Origin of the sequence: Thiomicrospira aerophila AL3 (genome assembly GCF_000227665.2) — a bacterium.
Lineage (GTDB): Bacteria > Pseudomonadota > Gammaproteobacteria > Thiomicrospirales > Thiomicrospiraceae > Thiomicrospira > Thiomicrospira aerophila.
In genome coordinates this window covers 1,396,946-1,419,352 of the sequence record NZ_CP007030.1, presented here as the reverse complement: position 1 = coordinate 1,419,352, position 22,407 = coordinate 1,396,946, and the positions used below count along the sequence as shown (strand labels likewise).

Genomic DNA, 22,407 nt, shown 5'->3' with positions numbered 1-22,407 from the left:
GAGTAACATGGCATGGAATGAACCCGGTAAGCCCGGACAGGACCCTTGGGGTAATCCTGGAAAAGGCTCTGGCAATAACAATGAGCCACCCAAACGACCACAGCGTAAATCTGATCAAGAGCTTGATGAACTGCTGAAAAAAGCCCAACAAATGTTTAGTGGGGCTGGTGGTAATTTTAATGGTGGAATCAGTGGCAAGCACATCAGTGTTGCATTCTTAGTCCTGTTAGTGATTTGGTTACTTTCAGGTATTTACATTGTTGATACCGCTGAGCGTGGTGTGGTAAAGCGCTTTGGTGCTTATGTAACAGAAACTGGCCCAGGTCCGCATTGGCATATTCCTTATCCGATTGAATCGGTTACTAAGGTTAACGTTGACCGCATTCGTACCACAGAAATTGGTTATCGGACCGATGGTCAAAATCGTACTGGCAGTGTGTTGTCTGAAGCCTTAATGTTGACCCGTGACGAAAACATTGTCGATGTGCGTATTGCTGTGCAATATCGTATTCAGTCAGCGCCGGACTATTTATTTAATGTCCGTGACCCAGATGCCACCTTACGTGCTGCTTCTGAAAGTGCGTTGCGTGAAATTGTCGGTCGTAACTCGCTGGACTTTGTCTTGACCCAAGGCCGTACTGAGGTGGTTGCCCTGGTACGTGAGCTGACTCAGCGTAACTTAGATCAATATCAATCAGGTTTATTTATAACTACGGTTAACTTGCAGGATGCGCAGCCGCCAGAGCAGGTTCAATCAGCCTTTGCTGACGTGGTAAAAGCTCGTGAAGACCGTGAGCGTTTGATTAATGAGGCGGAAGCTTACTCTAACCAAGTTATCCCGCAAGCGCGTGGTCAAGCGGCACGTATTGTTGAAGAAGCGCGTGCTTACCGTGATCAGGTTGTTGCTAGAGCGGAAGGTCAGGCATCACGTTTCGTGAGTGTTGTCACCGAATACCAAAATGCGCCTGAGGTCATGCGCGAGCGTTTATACATCGAAGCCATGACTAATGTATTGAACAACACTTCAAAAGTCTTTATGGGCGTTGAAGGTGGCAATAATCTTATGTACTTGCCGTTAGATAAAATAATGGGTGGTTCGGGTACGGCCGGTAATGTGCCGTTTGCACCTGCTCAACCGGCACCTGGTGCAACACGTGCACCTGCTAACCAAGCGAACGCAGCTAACCCGCGTCCTGCGGATAGCAATGTTCGTGACTTTTTAAGAAATAGGGAGTTACGTTAAGATGAAAGCGATTTTAGGTTTAGGTGTCGCCGCTGTTCTTTTCATCGGCAGTAATTCATTGTTTGTGGTGCAAGAGTCAGAAACCGGTGTCGTATTTCGCTTAGGTGAAATTGTTAAAACTGATCTGCAACCAGGCCTGCATCTCAAAATGCCATTTGTAAACAATGTGCGCACTTTTGATCAGCGTATCCAAACGCTGGATGCGACCCCAGAGCGTTATTTGACAGGCGAGTTGAAAAACCTTGAAGTAGATTCGTACATTAAGTGGCGTGTTGCTAACTCGGAACGTTTTTATACCTCGATGGGTGGTGATTTTAATTTAGCTAATCAACGTCTATCGCAGATAATTAAAGATGGTCTGCGTTCGCAATTTGGTTCACGTACCGTAGAGGATATCGTATCAGGTGAGCGTGTTGCTATTGCCGACAACATTACCCGTCTAGCTAACCGCGAAGCGGTACAGTTTGGCATTGAAATTGTTGACGTCCGTCTAAAACGTATTGACCTGCCGCGTGACATCAGTGATTCGGTGTTCCGTCGTATGGAAGCAGAGCGTCAACGTGTAGCGGCCGATCTTCGCTCTTTGGGTGGCGAATCAGCCGAACGTATTCGCGCTGATGCGGATCGTCAGCGTACCGTCATTTTAGCTGATGCTTTCCGTGAGGCCGAGCAAACACGAGGTGAAGGGGATGCAATTGCAGCGCGTATTTATGCAGAAGCTTATGGTATCGACCCTGAGTTCTACTCTTTCTATCAGAGTTTGAACGCCTATCAAGAGTCTTTCTCTAGCAAAAACGATATGTTAGTGTTAGATCCAAACTTGGATTTCTTTAAACACTTTACACGCTAATGAAGAAGGTGGGGATTCCCCACCTTTTTTTTGGAACACCCCAATATGTTAACCACAGCTTTAATAACAGCACTTGCATTAGTCTTAATTCTGGAAGGGCTATTACCTTTGTTGTTTCCAAACCTATGGCGAAAAATGGTTCTTAGTGCAGCTCAATTGCCGCTTAATCAGCTACGCATGACAGGTTTGGCATTGATATTAATCGGCTTGGTTATGCTGTTACTTTGGGGTTAAAAATTTAATATAAGATGAAAGTTATGCAACAGAATATATGGTTAACCCCAGAAGGGATTGAGGATCTTTTACCCCCGCAAGCGGCACGCTTAGAAGCCCATCGACGTAACTTGGTCGATGCGTTTACCGCCGCTGGTTATGATCTAGTTTTACCGCCGATTGCTGAATTTACTGATTCGTTACTAACGGGCACCGGACGAAAATTGGCATTAGATACCTGCCGTTTTACCGACAATGAAAGTGGTCGTATGATGGGTGTTAGAGCCGATATGACCCCTCAGGTTGCACGTATAGTCAGTAATAGACTCAAACCGCGTTCTGGCACCATTACTCGTTTGTGTTATGTCGGTGAAGTACTCAAGTCCAGAAATAACAAGGCGAAAGGTTCAAGAAGCCCCATTCAGGTGGGTGCGGAATTATTTGGTCATCAAGGTATTGCCAGCGATATCGAGATGATTGATCTCATGTTGTCTGGTGCGCATACGCTAGGTTTTACCGATGTGTCGTTAAGTTTGGGTCATGTTGGCGTTGTGCAGCGTTTAATGGATTTAGCGCAACTTGATGCGGCTAACCAAAATGAATTGGTGGATATCTTAAAGCGTAAAGCGATTCCGGAATACCAGGCCTGGTTAACGGGTCAAAGCCTAAGCGCACCGCTAGCTAACGCTTTTACAGCTTTGGTTAACCTAGTAGGTGATGCGGCTGGGGTGTTATCGAATGCAAGTCAATCACTAGCAGGCCTGGATACGCAATTAGATCAGTGTTTGGAAGACTTAAACCTTGCTGTGGATTATTTTGGACAAGTACAAGGTTTTGAAATTCATTTGGATTTAGCCGATTTGCGTGGCTTTCAATATCATACCGGTCTTATTTTTGCCTGCTATCAAGCGGATGTCAGTTCGATTTTAATTGCCAAGGGCGGGCGCTATGACCGCGTTTGTTCGGCTTTTGGTGCCGATTATCCAGCGACAGGTTTTAGTATCGACCTGCGTAATCTAATTGATAACTTGGCAGACCAAGTCGCCGACCAAGCGCCGGTTTACACGCTTTTTGAAGCTACACAAGCCTGGCTGGATCAAGTAAAGCAGTTAAAGGCAAGCGGCAGAACAGTGATTCGTGCTTATCAGCAACAAGATATTCCAGTGGGTGCAGAAGAATTGGTGGCACAGGCTGGACAATGGGTTATTAAGATTAAATAGTAGAAGATTAAAACATGAGCAAACGTAATGTAGTGGTAGTGGGCACCCAGTGGGGCGACGAAGGTAAAGGTAAGATTGTAGATCTTTTAACTGATCGTGTGGCGGCGGTCGTGCGTTTCCAGGGTGGTCACAATGCGGGTCATACTCTTGTTATTGATGGTCAAAAAACTGTTTTGCATTTAATTCCATCAGGCATCTTGCGTGAGCACGTGGATTGTTTGATTGGCAATGGAGTGGTGTTGGCACCGGATGCCTTGCAAAAAGAGGTTGAGAAGTTAGAAGCAGGTGGTTTGGCTGTTCGAAGCCGTCTAAAAGTGAGCGATGCGTGTCCTCTGATCCTGGATTACCATGTTGCGATTGATCAGGCGCGTGAACGTGCGCGGGGTAATCAAGCGATTGGTACAACGGGTCGGGGCATTGGTCCCGCTTATGAAGACAAGGTCGCACGTCGGGGTTTACGCGCCGGTGATTTAAAAGACATGACCAAGTTCAAACAACAGTTGGCTGACATTGTTGCCTACCATAACTTTATGTTGACTGAATATTATCAAGCTGAAGCGGTTGAGTTTGAACAGCTATGGCAGAAATGTCAGGGTTACGCCAAATTGATTGTGCCGATGTTGACGGATGTGCCCGCGATGATTGCTAAACTGAATGCTGAAGGTCAAAGTATTTTATTTGAAGGTGCGCAAGGTACCTTGTTAGATATAGACCACGGCACCTATCCTTATGTCACCTCGTCCAATACGACGGCGGGTGGCGCGACGTCAGGCGCGGGTATTGGTCCAACGGCATTGGATTATGTATTAGGGATTACCAAAGCCTATGCTACTCGTGTCGGTGGCGGCCCTTTCCCAACAGAGTTGGTTTATTCAGTTGTCGAAGACAAAGGTGATGCGATTGGTAAAGAGTTGGGTCAACGTGGTTTTGAATTTGGTGCGACAACGGGTCGTCAGCGCCGTTGCGGCTGGTTTGATGCGGTTGCCCTGCGTCGTTCAGCGCAAATTAACGGCTTAACGGGTATTTGTTTGACTAAGCTTGATGTAATGGACGAATTAGCGGAGGTGAAAGTCTGCACTGCTTATCGTTATCAGGGTCAACTTTTAGACTTGCCACCTGCGAGTGCCGATGAGTATGCGCAGTGTGAGCCAGTTTATGAGGCTATGCCGGGTTGGCAGTCATCAACAGTTGGGATCGCCAGCTGGGAAGCCTTGCCCGAGCAGGCTAAGCACTACATTCGCTTCTTAGAACAGGCTGTAGGGGTGCCGGTGACCATCTTATCAACTGGGCCTGACCGTGTAGAAACCTTGATTTTAGAAGAGATTTTTTAAGTTATTCCATAAACTTACGCTTATTCGAAGTTGGGCTGAAACCCCGCTTCCTCAGTAATGAGGGGGTGGGGTTTCTTCGTTTAGGGCCTTAATTTGTGGCTCCTTAAGTGATTTAAGAAAGTCGGTGAGTAAGTTTAATTGTCGCTCTATCTGTTGAATTTGACGCTGTTGAATTTGTAAGGTTTGCTGGGTGGCCTGCAAGGTATCATCCTGGTAGGCCACTAACATTTCCAATTCATTCACTCGTTCAATTAACCGGCTATCCATATTATTTCTCCGGCCAACTACAAGACGTTGTTGCACTCAGTACTACGCGATCAGCCGGTGGGCTATCTAAAGTGATTTCGGTTTGGGCCAGTTCATCACGCCGGAAGTAGTGACAGGTTAAACGATCACCGACAGGACGACGTTGTAAATAGGCCTCTAATTGGCTGGCATTGTTCATGCGGATACCATCAAGGGCAATGATTTCATCACCACCGCTTAACCCGGCACGATGGGCTGGACGCTCATGCCATACATGAGTCAGTTTAACGCTGTTGTTGGGGGTGTTCACTAAATTGGCGCCTAGGTTTAAATAGGGCTTGGCGTCCGATTGCTTGGCTTTATGATGCGGCCCCCCTAAGTCTTGGCTCGCAAAGGGTGGGCGCAAGGAAAAATCAACCCCTACTTGAGCAAACAATTGTTCAAGGGGCAGGTCTTGTGTAGCATAAAGCGCCTGGTTAAAGAAGTCGTCGAGATCATAAACTGCGATTTGACTCGCTAGTTGTTCAATGGCGTGTTCAGCCAAACCCTGTTCTGTTATGCCGAAGTCTTGCCACAACAGTCGCATTAAGTCATCTAGGTTTTTTTGTCCTTTCGTACGAATGCGTAGAGTTAAATCAAGCGCAATTACCGCTAAAGCTCCTTTGGTGTAGTAGCTGATAATCGCATTGGGGGCATTTTCATCTTGTTGATAGAATTTAGTCCAGGCCTGCTTACTCGCGTCGGCCAGGCTTTGCTGAAAACGTCCCGGCATTCGATAAACACGACTTAACTGTTCTGCGAGTTTATTAAGGTAAGTGGTGTGATCTATCGTGCCTGCCCGATATAAAAATAACAGGTCGTAGTAAGAGGTCGCCCCCTCAAACCACCAAAGCAATTGCGTTGTCGCAGCGCTTTGCAAATCACTTTGCTGTAACCGTGCCGGTTGAATACGTTTAACATTCCAGCTATGGAAATATTCGTGCGAACAAAGCTCTAAGAACTCAAGATATTTGTCGTGGGGCTGATTCATGCCAGGATAGGGCAAACTATCGCGTGAACAGATTAAGGCGGTTGAACTGCGATGCTCTAGGCCACCATAGCCATCACCGGTTACCATCACCATAAAAATATAGCGCTCAAAAGGGGCAGGCTGGCCAAAAAAAGCCAACTGGGCGGCACAAATGGGCGCTAAGTCCGCGGCAATCCTGTCCAAATCGGCATCATGCACACCGGTTAATACCATGCGGTGTTCAATCCCGCCGGCTTCAAAGCGCAGCTCAGCAAACTTGGCCATTTCAATGGGATGATCAATCAGCTCAGCATAGTTTGCAGCTTGATAGCGCCCAAATCCCTGTTGATTAACCGCCAGCGCTGGCAGGGTGGTCGCCACTGACCAGGCCTGCTGCTGTGCCCACTCATCAGCAAGAAGGTCCAAGCTGTGAGGTTGCTGGCTTTGACCAACCACTTCTAAAAAACAACTGGTGCCATTTAAAAAAGCGTGTTGTTGATCATAATGTGCGCCCCGCACAGACAAGTCCCAAGCATAGACCTCATAGTGAACTTTGATGCTGCCATGATGCGGTGCCACTTGCCAATGGCTCGGATCGACCACCTCCACGTTCAAGGTCTCGCCATCAAATGTGGTCGCGCGCACATTAATAATGTGTTTACTAAAATCGCGAATCATGTAACTACCGGGAATCCACTTGGGCAACCGAAGCAATTGGCCATCTGGATCGGGTTGTTCAATAATTAAGGTGATGGCAAAACGGTGTGAGCGGTAGTCGTGTAGAGTCAGTTGATAGTGAAGTGGGTTCATCGTTATCCTAGTACATTTCAAAAATTGCGTTTATCTATTGACATTATTATGCCTTAAAGCGCAGATAACTTGCTAATTCTGCCGGTTATCCCGCAAAATAGCGCCTAAATAAAAAACATCAACTCAGGAGTAACGCACATCATGGAAACCTGGTTAGGCAGTATTGGCATTACCCATCCTATCCTGTTGGCAGTGGGATATTTATTGATCGCGGTGGTGGCTGCTTGGACGATTAATCTGGCTATTACACTGGGCCCCAAGCGTTGGGCGATTCAAAAAAATCGCGAGATTTTAGTCTTTGCGCTGACCCATATCCGTTTGCCCATTATGGTGTCGGTGGTGTTTATTGCGATTAGTACGATTATGAATTTGCAATTTAATTTGCCTGAAGAGTTATTACTCTACTCCAATCGTATTTTAACCAGTATAAATATTTTAATTTGGGGGCAGTTTATTTATCGGGCCTCGCAATTTGGTTTGAAGCTACAAAGTACCCGTCAGCAAGAAGGGTCATTTATTCGACCACAAACCTTGCCGGTGTTGGATAACTTGTCGGCGGTGTTGATTATTTTAGTGGTGGTGTATTTATTATTCTTAACTTGGAATATTAATATGACCGCTTGGCTCGCTTCTGCCGGTGTCATTGGTATTGCGGTCGGTTTTGCGGCTCGAGACACCCTTGCCAATATTCTTTCCGGTTTATTTATCATGGCTGATTCACCCTTTAAAATCGGCGACTACATTGTGGTGGATGGCACAGATCGAGGCAAGGTGACGCAAATTGGTTTGCGCTCGACCCGCATTTTGACCCGCGATGATGTCGAGATTAATATTCCTAACTCCGTGCTAGCCAACGGCAAAGTCGTTAACCAATCATCGGGTCGTTTTGTCAGTATGCGTATGAGTGTTAATGTCGGTGTATCTTATGATAGTGATATTGATCAGGTTCGCCAAATCCTGCTCGAGATTGCTCAAGCCGACCCACAGGTATTGCAAGACCCTGTACCTGTTGTCAGGTTTATGGGCTTTGGTGCGTCAAGTTTAGATTTTTCTCTGCGAGTATGGATTGCAGACCCTGAAATACGTTCGCGAGTGCTTGATAGTTTAAACACCACGATTTTCAAGCGCTTTCAGCAAGCCGGTATTGAAATTCCTTACAGCAAGCATGATTTATATATCAAGTCTATGCCAGCAGGCCTGCAGGATAGCTTAAATCCGTCGCGCAGCGAGACGAAGGAATGAGTAGCCACAAGCGGCTAACGTCGTTTCAGTTAAGTCAGGCACAATTAGCCGCCATACCTGTACTGGGTATTGCAGGTAATTTCGCTGAACACTTAAATCAGGCGGGTGAGGCAGCTGATTTTATCGCCATTACTACTGAGTCAGCTGAAGCGCCAAAAGGTTTGTTTCCAATCTATCTGCCTAACCAGCGGAGCTTTTTGGGTGTTTACCCACTTTCTCATGAGCAGATTGTGGCTGATTTTAGCCAAATCGATCCGCCTACCAAGTTGCAAATTGAACCTGAACTCGCTCTGTTGTTGGATGTTTTTTATGATGTAACAGGGCAGGTGACTGGATTAGCGCCTGTTGCCTTTACCGCATTTAATGATTGTTCTAATCGGATTCATGCGCCCAAAATCAGCTTCAAGAAAAACTGGGGGCCTGCTTCAACCGGCATTGCACAACACTGGTTTAAGCTTGAAAACTGGGGCGAGCAAAGCGATTTGCAAAACTATGCCATTGCCTGTTACCACCAACGAGCAGGCCTGCTACAAGCCTATGGTCAAACGACACCGGTTAAGCATTATAGTTACTGGAATGAACGATTAATGAACTGGATGCTTAAACAGTTAAATACTCAGTTAGATGAAGGCCCGTTGGAAGATATGCCGGCGATAGTACACGCCTTAGATTATCCCAAGCAACTCATCGTGTCGTTGGGTGCAACGCGCTATACCGCTTTTGGGGAGCAGTGCTATTTACAACCCGGTGACCAACTCAGTGTATGGCTTGTGCCCTTAGCGTTTGTTGAAAATTTACCCAGTCTAGCAAAAGAAACAGATGAAAAATTGGTGTCACAAGGGGTGATACGCCTCAAGCAATTAGTGCAGGATTTAACAATTTAAGACAATGTTTTGGCAAGCCTACAAATTGTCTTAAATTGTTATTAAATGTTGGATTTAAATGGCTCATTTTTTATCTATGCTTATGATTTTTAAGTAAAAAATATTTTAGTGGCACGCTCCTGGTTTATAGCTAGATGACCATTCAACTGAATGTTAATTTGCTACTAAGGAGCGAGCGATGACTGAATTATATGTCCCTTCATGTTTAAGACCTATCGATAACCAAGGTTTAATGTCATTGGCTGAGCAGGGCAAAGCCAATCCTGACACGATTAAAACCATTAAATCCAAGACCGTATTAGAAGGTCAATTCAAAAACATCAATTATGTCCGCGGTTTACCACCGATTGTTGTGGACGAACCACCAGGCCTGCTAGGGGAAGACACGGCGCCTAATCCATCTGAAATGGCACTCCTTTCGTTGGGCTCCTGTCTATCGGTAGGTATTCAAGCTAATGCTACCGCGCGCGGCATTGCATTGCATAAGCTCGAAATTTCGTTGGAAGGTGACATCAATATCACCGCCGTATGGGGAACGGGTGATGTTGATCCCAACAAAATTTTGGGTGTGCGTGAAGTACGTGCCTTTTTTGATATCGAAGCGGATTGCTCAAAAGAAGAACTTGAAGAATTGGTACAGCATGCTACCAAATGGTCACCGGTTGCCAATACCTATATCAACAAAGTGCCTGTTAACGCATCGCTAGTCTAACCCTTATTGAATGACGCCTGGCTAAGCCAGGCTTAGGAGCGCAAGATGATTGCTGATATCGTTAAAAATGAATTAAAACCCAAAGTTGTTTCGATTGACCACGGTCACTACACCACGGATATATTGGCAAAACTGGGTCAAGCTGGTGCCTTCAAGCCGCATATTGCTTCTTTAAATGGCGGCGAAACGGATTTGTTTGCGGCGATTAGTGCTATGGCCGACGTATCACGCGAATGTATGACAACCGGATTTATGATGTGGGCACATGATGTGTGCTGCTGGTATATCGAGAACTCCGATAATGAGTGGTTAAAAACAGAGATTCTACCCAAAATGGTGGCCGGTGAGGTTTATGGCGCAACCGCGCTGTCCAATCCTATGAAGTATTTTTCGGGGATTGAGGAGCTGAAGTTAAGCGCGGTTGAGACCGAAGACGGTTATATCATCAATGGCACTTTGCCATGGGTATCCAACCTGTTAGATAAGAGTGATAAACACTTTTTCGGTTCCATTTTTACCGTAAAAAGTGAAGTAGGGCAGAAAGATGTGATGGCACTGGTGCCCTGTAATCTGCCTGGTTTAACCATGAAACAAATGGTGTCCTTTGCGGGTATGGAAGGTTCGGGTACTTACGCACTTATTTTTGAAAATGCTTTTTTACCGAAACGTTATCTGTTGGCCGACCCGATTAAGCCTTATCTAAGCAAAATTAAAGCAGGCTTTATTTTATTGCAAACCGGTATGGCATTGGGTGTTATCCAAGGCTGTATTGATGAAATGCACAAGGCTGATTTAACTCTGGGTGAAATCAATGTTTACCTTGATGATCGCCCTGATGAGTTGCAAGAAGAGCTGGATGATGTCAAAGCGATGATTGCTGATATTGCCGCTACGCCTTTTGATTCATCGACTGATTATTTACGTCAGGTATTAGAGGCAAGATTGTTGGGGTCTGAGTTTGCTAAACGTGCAGCGGATGCGGTGATGCAACATTGCGGCGCCAAAGGCTATATTTTAGATGCGCCGGCCCAGCGTAAACAGCGTGAAGCTTACTTTGTGATTATAGTGACCCCGTCCATTAAGCATTTACGTAAAGAATTGGCGCGCCTGGATGCCGCCTAGGAGTTAACGATGTCCCGTCCATATCAAAAGTATATTTGTAAAACCTGTGGTTTGATCTACGACGAAGCCGAGGGCGACCCAGATAGTGGACTCGCCCCCGGCACGCGATTTGAAGACATACCCGACGATTGGTATTGCCCTCTGTGTTTGGTATCTAAGTCTGACTTTGTGCTCATTGATGATAAACCGAAAGTGGCAGCGGTGGCCGCATCGGTCAAGGTTAAACAATCTGCAGCACCCAGCGTGGTGATTGTGGGGGCAGGCTATGCGGGTTGGACAGTGGCTGAAAAAATTCGTGCCCAAGATCCGCTGGTTAATATTACGATGATTACCGCCTGTGATGGGGCCTTTTATTCAAAACCGGCATTGTCTATGGCCTTGTCGCAAAGACGCTCAGCTGAAGACTTAGTTGACATGTCTGGTGCTGAAAAAGCCAAAAATTTACAAATGACGCTCAAAATTCGTTCACGCGTTACCGCTATTAATACGCAACGCCAGAAATTGACCACCACAACCGGTATGGTTTCTTACGATAAGTTGATCTTAGCAACCGGTGCCTCGCCGGTAAAACCGGATTTAGAGGGTGATGCGGCCAATGATGTGATGAGTATTAATGATTTAGCGGGTTACAAACGCTTTCGTGCTCAGTTAGCTGGTAAGCAACAGGTTGCTATTATGGGAAGTGGGTTAATTGCCGTTGAATTGGCTGAAGATTTAATGTCGCAGGGTATTGCGGTGACTTTAATCGCACGCGGTTCGCAGCTGCTATCGAGCGTGTTACCTGAGGCGATTGCACAGCGTTTAGCAACCCATCTAGCTGCGAAGCGTATGACGATTTATTATCAAACCCGTGTGAAAGCTGTTGAGTCAATCGGCCAAGGCTACCAGCTTCATACCCACCAAGGTCAGGTGATTACTGCGGATTTAGTCTTATCCGCTATAGGGTTACAACCCAGTATTACCCTGGCGCAAAAAGCAGGCCTGCTGATTGGACGTGGCATTGTAGTCAACGAGCAGCTGCAAACATCAAATGAGTATATTTATGCGCTAGGGGATTGTGTAGAGTTTGAAGATGAGACTCAAGCTTATTTAGAGCCGATACGGCGCCAGGCCCATGTGATTGCACAGCACTTAATGGGGCAAGAGGCGAAATTTGAGCTTAAACCGGCATTAATTAAGACTAAAACCCCTTCCTTTGCGATAGTAAGTTGTCCGCCTTTAAGAAAACATCAGCTGCAGGGTGGACGCTGGACACTCGCACAACCTTTGGATCAGCAAGACTTGGCGTTGAATTATCTGGTAAGCGACCAGCTCAAAGGCTTTGTGCTATCCGGTGAACTCGTCACCCAAGCCGCACATAAATATCAAGGCTTAGTGTGTTAAATAGTGTGTTTTAAATGCCTAGTTTTTCAAGGCGGTAACTTAACTGACGTGGCGTCATGTTTAATAGTTTTGCGGCGCGGGTTTTATTGCCGCGCGCTTGTTTAAGTGCCGCTTGCAACATATCGGCATCTTCTTGATTAACCTTCCAGTAAGACCTGGTAAGGGTATCGGTGGTATGTTGTTGAAAATCCTGAACGGGCGGGGTGAGTTGACTTTGCATTAAAGGTGTCGGTGCTTGTCCCTTAGTCATATCTGTGTCATGGGTAATGCCGCGCTCATCATTTAAAATGTTTTGGATAGTCGCAACCGATACGATGCCATGCTCATTGGCCATTAATACTGCGCGTTTGATGACATTCTCAAGTTGGCGAATATTCCCCGGCCAATCATATTGCTCAAAGTACCCCAGCGTTTCACGGGCTAGTACAACATTTGAATGGTAGTCTTGATTGGTTAAGTCTAAAAAATGGCGCGCGAGAATGCGCACATCGCCATGACGCTCTCGCAAGGGTGGCAAGTCAATCGGAAATACATTTAAGCGATAGAATAAATCGAGCCGGAAACGGCCATCATTGACCGCTTGTTGTAAATCTTTATGCGAGGCCACAATGATACGCACATCTAACGCAACTGGTTCGACCCCGCCAAGTCGAGTCACCGATTTTTCTTCAAGTACGCGCAGTAATTTCGACTGAAGGTCAAGATCTAAATCACCAATTTCATCTAAAAACAGCGTGCCTTTGTTGGCCAGTTCAAATTTACCTTTCTTTTGTTGATGAGCACCGGTAAAGCTACCTTTTTCATAACCAAACAACTCGGCTTCAATTAAATCTTTAGGAATAGCCGCGCAGTTAATCGCAATAAAGGGACCGTCTTTGCGGTGACTGGCTCGATGCACCATCCGCGAAAACTTTTCTTTACCTGTACCTGATTCGCCCTTTAGCATCACTGTTACGGGCGTGGCGGCGGCACGCGCGGCTTTATCCAGTGCCTGGGTTAAGGCCAAGCTTTCACCAATAATGCCATACTGGCTGCCTTGACCTAAAGCCACTTGACGTAGTTGTTCATTTTCGTGTTTTAGATGCTGCGTTTGTTGTTCAATCAGTTGATGGACTGCCAAAATTTCACTAATAAAGGTGGCCATGATTTTTAAGAAGGCTAAATCACGGTCATAGGAGCGCTGGCGGTTTTTCAGGCGGTTAAACGTGAGTACACCGACAGTTTTTTGCTTTCTAATTAAAGGTAGCGCAAAGAAGGCGACGGGTTCTTGGGGCAGGGCTGCGCGATCCACCGTTCTAAATAAATAGTCTTCCTCTAGGTCAATGTCGGGTACCACCGCGGCTTGTCCGGTCGCCATGACCTTACCGGTAATACCTTCTTTCAGGTGGAAACGGCTGCGCTCGATTTCTAAAGGGGTCAGACCATAACTATAGGCGGCAAATAACCAATCGCTATTGGCTTCTTTTAAGAAAACGCGCCCTCGGTTTAGGCCCATTTGGCGAGAACAGATGCTGAGAATGTTATAGATGGCTTGATCAGGATCAGCGGCCAACTCAATTTGCATGGCCGCTTGTTTGATGACGGTAAACTCGGATTCGTTAGCCGTGTCTTGCGATTTTGATGGGTTCATGCGTACTCATTATTCCATTTTCCAGCTATACATTTTAATCAGTTTTGCGCCAATACTATCAAGCATAAAGCCAATAATACCGATCACGATAACAATAGCGGCTAGTTTGTCATAGTCTAGCGTATCTCGAGCATCATTAATAGCATAGCCTAACCCACTGGTGACCCCGAGGTATTCTGCTGGAACTAACACTACCCAAGCGACGCCAACCGCCAATCGAATGCCGGCAAATACATCTTGTGCAATCGCCGGCATAATCACCCGCGTGAGCATTTGGGTTCCATCTGCTCCCAAGTTATGTGCGACTTTAAACCAGAGTGGGTCAATGCGCTGTACACCATGCGCCGTACCGAAAATAATCGGCCAAACCGCAGCGATGGTTATTAAAAAGATAATCGCGTTATCCCAGCTAGCAAAGACCAGTACCGCAATCGGCATCCAGGCTAGTGGACTAATCATGCGTAAAAATTGAAAAGGCATATTGGCTACTTGGCGCGCTACCGCGTAATACCCAATCAAAACCCCGACAGGAACGCCTATGACAATCGCCCAAAATAGACCAATTAAAATCCGATACAAGCTCGACCAAATGGTTTGCCAAATACTGCCTGATGCGACAAGTTCATAGAGTGCAGCAAATGCCGGGCCGGGTCCAAAACCAGCAAAGGTGGCGGTATCTGGGTTGGAGGCAATCAGCCAGCCGCCAAACCACCATACCGCTAATAGCATTAACATACCTAAGGTGGCATAGAGTAGATTATGTGACCATGCTGGCATGGCCTTAAATTTTTTAATCCCCAGGTGGCCAAAAGCCACGCTGGGGGGCAGCGTGGTTGATTTCATCATAATTTAACCACCTCTTCACGTTCAAAGGGGTTGTTTGGGTCAATATCTTTGATTCTAGTCCAAGCATTGTGCTTATCCATAGCGTTTTTAACATAGTCATAATTGACCAGGTCGTTTGCCACAAAATCACTGGTAAGATTTTCAAGGAAGGTTTTATCGCCCCCGACGAGGGTCTCACGCATTTTATCAATAATAAGCTTGGTGGCCGATGGATAGGGCCATGGGTTGAAATCAATGCGCCCTACATCCCAGTTTTCATTGCGTATGGCATGGGGCGCTTGGTAGTTATCAAAATTGTAATCGGTCATGGCCTTTAACACGACTTCAGCGGTCATTGGCAAATAGCGGTTTTTACCTTCACGCGAAAGCATGACGGCCACTTCCTCTTTGTTTTCCTGGGCATAAAGCGCACCTTTAACAACCGCATTCATGACTTTTTGGGTCCAGACTTTTTGCTGTTCCACTTGTTCTTCATGCATACAGACCACGCAACAAGGGTGGTTTTTCCAAATGTCACCGGTAAAGCGTAACATTTTGGCACCGGCCAAGATTTCGCCCGCTGCATTGAACGGCTCAGCCACGATGTAGGCATCAATTTTTCGTGCAGCTAGGGCAGGCGGCATATCAGGTGGTGGCATGATTTGCAGGTTAACCTGATTGGGTTTGAGCGGCGCGTTTTGAGGTTGAATAACAGGCTCTAAACCTGCTTCACGCAAGCCCATTTGTAACACCACATTATGCATCGAATACCAGTAGGGTACGGCAACTTGGAGTCCGCCAAGTTCGCTAAACTGGGTGGCATTAATATGGCGACCAACGACCAGGCCTGATCCATTGGTATGTGCCCAACTGGTGACCTTAACAGGGTAGTTATTGTTGTAGCGCATCCAAATGGGAATCGGTTTTAAAAAGTGGACGAGGTTAAAACGGCGAGCGGCGAAGCCTTCAATTAAAGGTGACCAGCCACGGATAAGGGTCGGTTTTTCTACCTTAAGGCCTTCTTCTTCAAAATAGCCCATCGCGTGCGCAACGAGTAGAATCGTAGCGTCGGTAATCGGAATGTAGCCAATCTTAACCACATCATCAAATGGTGCTGCGTTGGCCATCGCATTGGGTAAACTAAAGGCGGCGGCTAAACCACCAGCAGCGGCCATTGAGTCTAGGATAAAGTCACGACGGCCTTTTGTTTGGTTAAAGTGATAGTCATTAGGGTTTAAAAAGCTATCCTCAACGAGGAGTTGGTCAGGTTTAATTTTCATGGTGCTGCTCCTTAGGGTGGGGGTAAATTTAGGCAGATTGCTTTTTGAGTTGATCAATCTGTTCAAACTGTTTGAAAAGTTGGTCGCGCAATGCTGAGAATTCTTCAGCACCGCGATTGCGTGGAAAGGCTAAGGGAACATGCAGTTCGCCGACAATTTCACCTGGGTTGTGGCTCATGATTATCACCCTATCAGACATCGCAATCGCTTCTTCGATGTCATGGGTGACGATAATCAGCGTAATGTTGCTGCGATCACAAATCTCTGCGACTTCGTTTTGCAGACTGGTGCGAGTAAAGGCATCGAGAGCTGAGAAAGGTTCATCGAGTAGTAAAATATCCGGATCTGTGGCGAGAGACCGTGCCAGCGCCACGCGCTGTTGTTGGCCACCGGAGAGTTGTTGAACGTTTTTATCTTTATGCTCGGTTAAACCCACCATATCCAAAAGTTTTTCAACATACTCAGGGTTTTTCTTGTAGGTTCCGGCAAATACCAGCCCCAGTGCAGCGTTTTCTCGCACGGTCATCCAAGGGTATAGCGAGGGTTTTTGAAACATCATGTTCCATTTGGCACTGGGTTTAGTGACCGTGTGTCCGCTAATACGCACGGCGCCATCAGAGGGAATCAGCAGGCCTGCTATCATTTGCAGTAAGGTTGATTTACCACAGCCACTGCGTCCAATTAGTGCAATTTTTTCACCTTGGTTCACGCTCAAATTGATGTTAACTAGCGTCGGGTGGGGTTGTTTTTTAAACGTGTGAGATAACTCGGCAATCCAAACTTTACTATTTTGTGCGCTCATGGCCATTACTCATCAATTAGTTATTCTTATTGATGAATTAGCTACCGTTATGCCATGGATAAAATTTGCATATTTTTCAATGGTTTATGTTTATTTTCGTCATATTTTTAGTGCAAAAAATAACAAAAATAAACATATTGTAATTATTTGTAAGTAATTGTAATTTTGTTTGTGGGTATTGGTTTGAGTTCAGTGCGCTAAGCAATAGTCGCTTTAACGGCTAAGGATGGTTATAATTCAGTCTCATTTTATGTAAAGGAGTTTGCTGTGATTCGCACTCGATTTGCCCCAAGTCCAACCGGTTATTTACACATTGGCGGCGTCCGTACCGCCTTATTTTCATGGTTATATGCACGCAAAATGGGCGGCGAGTTTATTTTACGAATCGAAGACACAGATCTCGAGCGCTCCACACAAGAATCAGTGAATGCTATTTTGGAAGGGATGGCTTGGCTTGGTTTGGATTATGATCAGGGTCCTTTTTTTCAAACCCATCATTTTGAACGTTACAAGGCGGTTATCGCGCAATTGATTGCGCAGGGTGATGCCTATTATTGTTATGCCACGCCGGAAGAGCTAGATGCGATGCGTGAACAGCAACGATTGAACGGTGAAAAACCCCGTTATGATGGTCGCTACCGTAATTTTACCGGTACGCCACCTGAAGGCATTAAACCGGTTGTGCGCTTTAAAAACCCGCTGGATGGTGAAGTGGTAATTGATGATATGGTTAAAGGCCAGGTGACGGTCAAAAATGCCGAAATTGATGACTTAATTATTGCCCGTTCTGATGGTACGCCGACTTATAACCTAACCGTGGTGGTTGACGACTGGGACATGGGTATTACCCATGTTATTCGCGGTGATGATCATTTAAATAATACGCCACGCCAAATTAATATTCTCAAAGCGCTAGGCGCGCCGATTCCAAAATATGCGCATATTCCTATGGTGTTAGGCCCAGATGGTGCGCGCTTGTCAAAACGTCATGGTGCAGTCAGCGTATTGCAATATAAAGAAGAGGGCTATTTACCCGAAGCGCTACTTAACTATCTAATTCGATTGGGCTGGTCGCACGGTGATCAAGAGATCTTCTCGATGGATCAGATGGTTGAAGCCTTTGATTTAGACGCGGTCAATGCCGCGCCTTCGACCTTTAACGACGAAAAATGCTTGTGGGTGAGTCAACAGCATATTCAACAGGCTCCCGCCGCGCATTTAGCAAGACATTTGTCGCATTTTATGGCTGAACGTGGCTGTGATTTATCGCAAGGCCCCGCATTAGATCAAGTGGCAGATTTATTACGTGAGCGTGCGCGTAATTTGGTTGAAATGGCTGATAGTGCACTTTATTTTTACCAAGATTTCAGTGAGTTTGATGCCGATGCGGCTAAAAAGCATTTGCGCCCGGTGGCGGCTGAACCATTGGCTAAGTTGTTACAAAAATTTAGCGAGTTAAAAACCTGGGATACCGCAAGCATTCATCAAGCGATTCAAGGTACTGCGACCGAGCTAGATATTGGCATGGGCAAGGTGGGGATGCCCTTGCGAGTCGCGATAACAGGCGCCGGGCAGTCGCCCTCTATTGACGCAACAGCGGCGTTAATTGGTCAGCATCGTTGTATTGCACGCTTGCAAATGGCGTTGGATTTTATCGCCGCCCGGGCAGAGCAAGGCTAAGTGATGGCGATGGGTGACGCAACCTTCAGTCAGGATGACGCATGTATTTGGGTTGAAAAATATACCGAAATGCTTGATCCGGCACGTAAGTCGGCGCGCCCACCGCACATGGCCTACCAACGTGATCGCGCTCGTGTTATTCATTCTGCCTCCTTTCGGCGTTTGCAGTCCAAAACGCAAATTTTTGGCTTAAATGAGTCGGATTTTTTTCGCACGCGTTTGACCCATTCAATGGAAGTGGCGCAAATTGGCTCAGGTATTGTAGAGCATTTAGCCTTGCGTGAAGAGGCCGACCATTACCAGGCCTGGTTACCTTCGCCCTATTTAATTGAAGCGATTTGTTTAGCGCATGATCTGGGTCATCCACCCTTTGGGCATGGTGGTGAAGTGGCGCTTAACTACATGATGCGTCATCATGGTGGTTTTGAAGGTAATGCGCAAACCTTACGAATCTTGGCTTACTTAGGCGAATACACGCCTAAAAACGGTTTGGATTTAACCCGACGTGCAACGCTAGGTGTAATGAAATATCCGGCGATTTATGAAGACTTAGTGGCGCTGGATACCGGCTACCAGGCCTGCTTAAACTTACCTCCAGTCACCGACTTTAAAACCTGGAATATGAAACCTTGGCATCCGCCCAAGTGTTTATATCAAGAAGAAGCATCGGTAGTTGACTGGTTGTTATCGCCCTTTAGTGAGCAGGATCGAGCGGTGTTTTTAGCCATTAAACCGCCAATTGATCCCACATCAAAACAACGCGTTCGTACCCAATTTAAAGCCTTTGACACCACGATTATGGAACTGGCTGATGACATTGCCTATGGCATCCATGATCTAGAGGATGCGGTGGCGATGAAAATGGTCACGCGAGATTTATGGCAAGTCGAAGTAATGGCGCATCCGCATTTTATAGCGCATCGTTTATGGGATAACACCATGACAGATCGATTGTTTAGTGGCAGCTCAAAACAGCGCAAACACGCGGTATCGAAAATGGTCGGCATTATGGTGGAAGAGATTTTTGTGATTGAGCGTGATCAATTCGCGCATCCATTATTGCGTTACCAGGCCTGCTTACCGACGGCGCAAGCGCAAGTGTTAGAACTGTTAAAACAATTCGTGTTTAAAAATGTCATTACCATTCCCGAAGTGAAGGGGATGGAGTACAAGGGGCAACTAATTGTGATGACCTTATTTGAAGCACTTGAGGCCAATGCCGATCGATTATTACCCGCTAATACCTTGGCTAAGTTTAATCAGGCGGAATCTGAACGGGCGCGTAAACGGGTGATTTGTGACTACATCGCCGGTATGACCAATAACTATGCGTCGAAACTCTATGAAAAATTCTTCCTACCTAAACAAGGTTCGGTATTTGATAGAATTTAGCGTATAATAATTAGTTACTCGCGGGGCTGTACTTGGTTTCGACGGGGAGATTGAAGTTTGAGAGGCATGTCGTGCCTGAATGATGCACGTAAATCTTAATTCACATTGTTATAGTTGCAAACGACGATAACTACGCTCTAGCGGCTTAATCCCGCTGGTGCGGCCCGGGGTAGTTGTTCGTGGCACCCGATGCCGTATCATCTTACACGGAATCGCCAACATCGCGTGTTTGGGTAGATGGTGGTTAAAACAGACAAACTCGTCGGACGCGTTCCCTGCTAGTCGGGCAGCGTTTTGATTAAATCAGTAGACTAAATAAACATGTAGATTCTCCGATGGATGCTTTCCGGACGGCGGTTCGAATCCGCCCAGCTCCACCAAATACCCAAGCCCGCTTCTGCGGGCTTTTTGTTTATCGGCTTGAAAAGCGGTTTATCTAGGTAGAATTTCAACAAAACCTTCTATATACTAAACCTATATACAAAAGGAGGCTCAAATGATTACAGCGACGGTTTTTGAAAACAACAAAACTCAAGCAGTACGCTTACCTGTAGCTGTTCGGTTTGAATCTTCAGTCAAAAAGGTATTTGTTAGAAAACAGGGTAAAGAGCGCATCATCACGCCGGTTGAAAATACCTGGGATAGTTTTTTCTTATCTCCGACAACATCTGTGACTGACGATTTTTTAAACGAACGTGCCGAACAAACTGAAACACCCAGAGAATCTTTCGATGATTAAATATTTGCTGGATACAAATATCTGCATTTATGTGATTAAACGTCGCCCGATTGAAGTGCTAAGCAGGTTTAATGAAGCGGCTGGGCATTTGGCTATTTCATCGATTACACTTGCTGAACTTTTACACGGCGTAGAAAAAAGCCAACATACGAGCAAAAACCTGCAAGCTGTGGAAGATTTTTGTAGTCGATTAGACGTTATAGAATATGACCCAAAAGCAGCCGCTCATTACGGTGAAATTCGTGCCGAACTTGAACTTACCGGAACGACTATTGGAGTGAATGATCTTCACATTGCTGGTCATGCAAGAAGCCTTGGTACAATTTTAGTCACCAACAACATGAAAGAATTTGAGCGAGTTGAAGGATTGAGATTGCAGAACTGGATAAGTTTAGAGCCTGTAAATAATTCTGTGTAAACGCTCGTTGGGTTAAACATATGCTTGCAAGCGTTCTTCATGCAGAATCATAAACTGGTTCATTGCTGCATTCCAGTCACGAATTGGCATCGTCCATTTCTTTGAGGCTGATTCAATCGCCAGAAAGATGATTTTAAAGGCCGAATTGTCATGACTGAATAGTTTGCGATTTTTAATCGCCTTGCGAATCACTGAGTTCAAGGATTCAATGGCATTGGTGGTGTAAATCACCTTACGAATCGCCTGCGAGTATTGGAATACCGTGGCGATATTGTCCCAATGATTGCGCCAGGAACGGCTGATACTGGGGAATTTGGCATCCCATTTCGTCTCGAACTGCTCCAGCGCCAATAGAGCCTCTTCCTCTGTAACGGATTGGTAAATCTGCTTGAGGTCAGTGGCTACCGCCTTGCGCTCTTTGTAGCCGACGTATTTGAGTGAATTGCGCACCATGTGAACAATACACAGTTGCACATCGGTTTTAGGGTACACAGCACTAATCGCTTCGGGAAAACCGGTTAAACCGTCGACCGAGGCGATAAGAATGTCTTTCACGCCACGGGCGTGAATGTCATTCAATACGCTTAACCAGAACTTGGAAGATTCGGTTTCTGACAGCCATAGCCCTAAGCATTCTTTTTGACCAGAGAGGTTGATGCCGAGTGCGACGTACATGGTTTTTCTGACGATCTGCTTGTCTTGACGGACTTTGATCACAATGCCGTCGAGATAGAGCACCGGATAAACCTCATCGAGCGGACGGGAACGCCAAAGGGTGACCTTTTCCATCACCGCTTCGGTGACTTTTGAGATGAGTGTGGGCGAAACCTCCGCGCCATACATCTCTTGAAAGGTCGCGACGATATCACGGGTGGTCATGCCTTTGGCATAGAGGGCGAGAATTTGGTCATCCATGCTGGTCAAGCGCGTCTGACCCTTTTTCACCATAACGGGCTCAAAGGTGCTTTCGCGGTCTCGCGGTACGCTAATATCAACCTCACCATGGTCGCCCTTGAGGGTTTTGGTGGAATAGCCATTACGACTGTTAGCACCCTCGGATGGCTGATGTTTGGCATAGCCTAGGTGAGCTTCCATCTCAGCGCCGAGAGCCGCTTCTACGGTCATTTTGAGCAGTGCGGCGGAAAGTTGAGATAAGTCGGCTTGGGTTTTAACGTCTTTGGCCAGCTCAGCAGCCATGGCTTTAAGTTTTTCTTGATCGAATTGGCTCATAGTATTTTTCCTTTTTGGGGGATTTTAAACTATGAGCGTTTACACAATTTAATTTACAGGCTCTAAGTTTAACGAAAAAATAAATTGAAACCCTCTATTTAAAAGCGGTTCTAATCCACCCAGCTCCACCATATACCCAAGCCCGC

21 protein-coding genes and 1 other RNA gene are annotated in these 22,407 nt (G+C 46.2%); 15 read left to right on the top strand and 7 right to left on the bottom strand.

Annotation, left to right across the window (positions count from 1 at the left end):
* Positions 1-7 precede the first annotated feature (7 nt).
* Genes hflK through THIAE_RS06900 form a run of 5 tightly spaced genes read left to right on the top strand, consistent with a single transcriptional unit; the run spans position 8 to position 4,857 of the window.
* Positions 8-1,243, top strand: coding sequence for an FtsH protease activity modulator HflK (gene hflK, locus THIAE_RS06920; protein ID WP_006461091.1), 1,236 nt, complete (start codon positions 8-10; stop codon positions 1,241-1,243).
* A 1-nt stretch (position 1,244) separates the two neighbouring features.
* On the top strand, positions 1,245-2,093 hold the full coding sequence (hflC, locus tag THIAE_RS06915; RefSeq protein ID WP_006461090.1) for a protease modulator HflC: 849 nt from the start codon (positions 1,245-1,247) through the stop codon (positions 2,091-2,093).
* 45 nt (positions 2,094-2,138) lie between these two features.
* A complete protein-coding gene (locus tag THIAE_RS06910) occupies positions 2,139-2,327 on the top strand; it encodes a DUF2065 domain-containing protein (RefSeq protein ID WP_006461089.1) in 189 nt (62 codons plus the stop codon).
* A 23-nt stretch (positions 2,328-2,350) separates the two neighbouring features.
* Complete coding sequence (locus tag THIAE_RS06905; protein ID WP_006461088.1) at positions 2,351-3,526, top strand: ATP phosphoribosyltransferase regulatory subunit; 1,176 nt, start codon at positions 2,351-2,353, stop codon at positions 3,524-3,526.
* A 14-nt stretch (positions 3,527-3,540) separates the two neighbouring features.
* Positions 3,541-4,857, top strand: a complete 1,317-nt coding sequence (locus THIAE_RS06900; RefSeq protein ID WP_006461087.1) for an adenylosuccinate synthase — start codon at positions 3,541-3,543, stop codon at positions 4,855-4,857.
* A gap of 51 nt (positions 4,858-4,908) precedes the next feature.
* Here THIAE_RS06900 and THIAE_RS06895 read toward each other — a convergent pair whose 3' ends face one another.
* Both THIAE_RS06895 and THIAE_RS06890 read right to left on the bottom strand, forming a co-directional pair.
* The gene (locus THIAE_RS06895) at positions 4,909-5,124 is read right to left on the bottom strand and encodes a SlyX family protein (protein ID WP_006461086.1); all 216 of its coding nucleotides are present in this window, start codon (positions 5,122-5,124) and stop codon (positions 4,909-4,911) included.
* Between the two features lies 1 nt (position 5,125).
* The gene (locus THIAE_RS06890) at positions 5,126-6,922 is read right to left on the bottom strand and encodes a M61 family metallopeptidase (RefSeq protein ID WP_006461085.1); all 1,797 of its coding nucleotides are present in this window, start codon (positions 6,920-6,922) and stop codon (positions 5,126-5,128) included.
* Between the two features lie 141 nt (positions 6,923-7,063).
* Here THIAE_RS06890 and THIAE_RS06885 point away from each other — a divergent pair, with 141 nt between their 5' ends.
* From THIAE_RS06885 to THIAE_RS06865, 5 genes are all read left to right on the top strand, one after another.
* Positions 7,064-8,164, top strand: coding sequence for a mechanosensitive ion channel family protein (locus THIAE_RS06885; protein ID WP_006461084.1), 1,101 nt, complete (start codon positions 7,064-7,066; stop codon positions 8,162-8,164).
* Complete coding sequence (locus THIAE_RS06880) at positions 8,161-9,048, top strand: DUF5718 family protein (protein WP_006461083.1); 888 nt, start codon at positions 8,161-8,163, stop codon at positions 9,046-9,048. Before THIAE_RS06885 ends, THIAE_RS06880 begins: the two co-directional genes overlap by 4 nt.
* Positions 9,049-9,226: 178 nt before the next feature.
* Positions 9,227-9,760, top strand: a complete 534-nt coding sequence (locus THIAE_RS06875; protein WP_006461082.1) for an OsmC family protein — start codon at positions 9,227-9,229, stop codon at positions 9,758-9,760.
* A 45-nt stretch (positions 9,761-9,805) separates the two neighbouring features.
* The gene (locus tag THIAE_RS06870) at positions 9,806-10,882 is read left to right on the top strand and encodes an acyl-CoA dehydrogenase family protein (RefSeq protein WP_006461081.1); all 1,077 of its coding nucleotides are present in this window, start codon (positions 9,806-9,808) and stop codon (positions 10,880-10,882) included.
* A 9-nt stretch (positions 10,883-10,891) separates the two neighbouring features.
* Positions 10,892-12,265 carry an FAD-dependent oxidoreductase gene (locus THIAE_RS06865; RefSeq protein ID WP_006461080.1) on the top strand — a complete coding sequence of 458 codons (1,374 nt, stop codon included), beginning with the start codon at positions 10,892-10,894 and terminating at the stop codon, positions 12,263-12,265.
* A gap of 10 nt (positions 12,266-12,275) precedes the next feature.
* On the opposite strand, the gene THIAE_RS06860 is transcribed toward THIAE_RS06865, so the two are convergent.
* The 4 genes from THIAE_RS06860 to THIAE_RS06845 are packed head-to-tail and all read right to left on the bottom strand — an operon-like array spanning position 12,276 to position 16,802.
* On the bottom strand, positions 12,276-13,895 hold the full coding sequence (locus tag THIAE_RS06860; protein ID WP_006461079.1) for a sigma-54-dependent Fis family transcriptional regulator: 1,620 nt from the start codon (positions 13,893-13,895) through the stop codon (positions 12,276-12,278).
* Positions 13,896-13,904: 9 nt separating this feature from the next.
* Positions 13,905-14,741 carry an ABC transporter permease gene (locus THIAE_RS06855; RefSeq protein WP_006461078.1) on the bottom strand — a complete coding sequence of 279 codons (837 nt, stop codon included), beginning with the start codon at positions 14,739-14,741 and terminating at the stop codon, positions 13,905-13,907.
* Positions 14,738-16,000, bottom strand: a complete 1,263-nt coding sequence (locus THIAE_RS06850) for an ABC transporter substrate-binding protein (RefSeq protein WP_006461077.1) — start codon at positions 15,998-16,000, stop codon at positions 14,738-14,740. The genes THIAE_RS06855 and THIAE_RS06850 overlap by 4 nt, the downstream gene beginning before the upstream one ends.
* 28 nt (positions 16,001-16,028) lie before the next feature.
* Positions 16,029-16,802, bottom strand: coding sequence for an ABC transporter ATP-binding protein (locus THIAE_RS06845; protein WP_006461076.1), 774 nt, complete (start codon positions 16,800-16,802; stop codon positions 16,029-16,031).
* Positions 16,803-17,069: 267 nt separating this feature from the next.
* On the opposite strand from THIAE_RS06845, the gene gltX reads away from it, so the two are divergent.
* The 5 genes from gltX (at position 17,070) to vapC (ending at position 21,031) form a co-directional block, all read left to right on the top strand.
* Entirely contained in the window at positions 17,070-18,482 is a 1,413-nt protein-coding gene (gene gltX, locus THIAE_RS06840) for a glutamate--tRNA ligase (protein WP_006461075.1), read from the top strand.
* A 3-nt stretch (positions 18,483-18,485) separates the two neighbouring features.
* Positions 18,486-19,874 carry an anti-phage deoxyguanosine triphosphatase gene (locus THIAE_RS06835; RefSeq protein WP_006461074.1) on the top strand — a complete coding sequence of 463 codons (1,389 nt, stop codon included), beginning with the start codon at positions 18,486-18,488 and terminating at the stop codon, positions 19,872-19,874.
* Between the two features lie 22 nt (positions 19,875-19,896).
* Positions 19,897-20,254, top strand: a transfer-messenger RNA (tmRNA) gene (gene ssrA, locus THIAE_RS10745).
* A gap of 116 nt (positions 20,255-20,370) precedes the next feature.
* Positions 20,371-20,613, top strand: a complete 243-nt coding sequence (gene vapB / locus THIAE_RS06830) for a type II toxin-antitoxin system VapB family antitoxin (RefSeq protein ID WP_006461073.1) — start codon at positions 20,371-20,373, stop codon at positions 20,611-20,613.
* Complete coding sequence (vapC, locus tag THIAE_RS06825) at positions 20,606-21,031, top strand: type II toxin-antitoxin system tRNA(fMet)-specific endonuclease VapC (protein WP_006461072.1); 426 nt, start codon at positions 20,606-20,608, stop codon at positions 21,029-21,031. Before vapB ends, vapC begins: the two co-directional genes overlap by 8 nt.
* Before the next feature lie 12 nt (positions 21,032-21,043).
* Here vapC and THIAE_RS06820 read toward each other — a convergent pair whose 3' ends face one another.
* Complete coding sequence (locus THIAE_RS06820) at positions 21,044-22,261, bottom strand: IS256 family transposase (protein ID WP_006461071.1); 1,218 nt, start codon at positions 22,259-22,261, stop codon at positions 21,044-21,046.
* Positions 22,262-22,407: the final 146 nt, after the last annotated feature.

Excerpts from the sequence above, each read along its gene's own strand:
- hflK (WP_006461091.1), top strand. The coding sequence starts at position 8 with ATGGCATGGAATGAACCCGGTAAGCCCGGACAGGACCCTTGGGGTAAT.
- hflC (WP_006461090.1), top strand. The coding sequence starts at position 1,245 with ATGAAAGCGATTTTAGGTTTAGGTGTCGCCGCTGTTCTTTTCATCGGC.
- THIAE_RS06910 (WP_006461089.1), top strand. The coding sequence starts at position 2,139 with ATGTTAACCACAGCTTTAATAACAGCACTTGCATTAGTCTTAATTCTG.
- THIAE_RS06905 (WP_006461088.1), top strand. The coding sequence starts at position 2,351 with ATGCAACAGAATATATGGTTAACCCCAGAAGGGATTGAGGATCTTTTA.
- THIAE_RS06900 (WP_006461087.1), top strand. The coding sequence starts at position 3,541 with ATGAGCAAACGTAATGTAGTGGTAGTGGGCACCCAGTGGGGCGACGAA.
- THIAE_RS06895 (WP_006461086.1), bottom strand. The coding sequence starts at position 5,124 with ATGGATAGCCGGTTAATTGAACGAGTGAATGAATTGGAAATGTTAGTG.
- THIAE_RS06890 (WP_006461085.1), bottom strand. The coding sequence starts at position 6,922 with ATGAACCCACTTCACTATCAACTGACTCTACACGACTACCGCTCACAC.
- THIAE_RS06885 (WP_006461084.1), top strand. The coding sequence starts at position 7,064 with ATGGAAACCTGGTTAGGCAGTATTGGCATTACCCATCCTATCCTGTTG.
- THIAE_RS06880 (WP_006461083.1), top strand. The coding sequence starts at position 8,161 with ATGAGTAGCCACAAGCGGCTAACGTCGTTTCAGTTAAGTCAGGCACAA.
- THIAE_RS06875 (WP_006461082.1), top strand. The coding sequence starts at position 9,227 with ATGACTGAATTATATGTCCCTTCATGTTTAAGACCTATCGATAACCAA.
- THIAE_RS06870 (WP_006461081.1), top strand. The coding sequence starts at position 9,806 with ATGATTGCTGATATCGTTAAAAATGAATTAAAACCCAAAGTTGTTTCG.
- THIAE_RS06865 (WP_006461080.1), top strand. The coding sequence starts at position 10,892 with ATGTCCCGTCCATATCAAAAGTATATTTGTAAAACCTGTGGTTTGATC.
- THIAE_RS06860 (WP_006461079.1), bottom strand. The coding sequence starts at position 13,895 with ATGAACCCATCAAAATCGCAAGACACGGCTAACGAATCCGAGTTTACC.
- THIAE_RS06855 (WP_006461078.1), bottom strand. The coding sequence starts at position 14,741 with ATGATGAAATCAACCACGCTGCCCCCCAGCGTGGCTTTTGGCCACCTG.
- THIAE_RS06850 (WP_006461077.1), bottom strand. The coding sequence starts at position 16,000 with ATGAAAATTAAACCTGACCAACTCCTCGTTGAGGATAGCTTTTTAAAC.
- THIAE_RS06845 (WP_006461076.1), bottom strand. The coding sequence starts at position 16,802 with ATGAGCGCACAAAATAGTAAAGTTTGGATTGCCGAGTTATCTCACACG.
- THIAE_RS06835 (WP_006461074.1), top strand. The coding sequence starts at position 18,486 with ATGGCGATGGGTGACGCAACCTTCAGTCAGGATGACGCATGTATTTGG.
- vapB (WP_006461073.1), top strand. The coding sequence starts at position 20,371 with ATGATTACAGCGACGGTTTTTGAAAACAACAAAACTCAAGCAGTACGC.
- vapC (WP_006461072.1), top strand. The coding sequence starts at position 20,606 with ATGATTAAATATTTGCTGGATACAAATATCTGCATTTATGTGATTAAA.
- THIAE_RS06820 (WP_006461071.1), bottom strand. The coding sequence starts at position 22,261 with ATGAGCCAATTCGATCAAGAAAAACTTAAAGCCATGGCTGCTGAGCTG.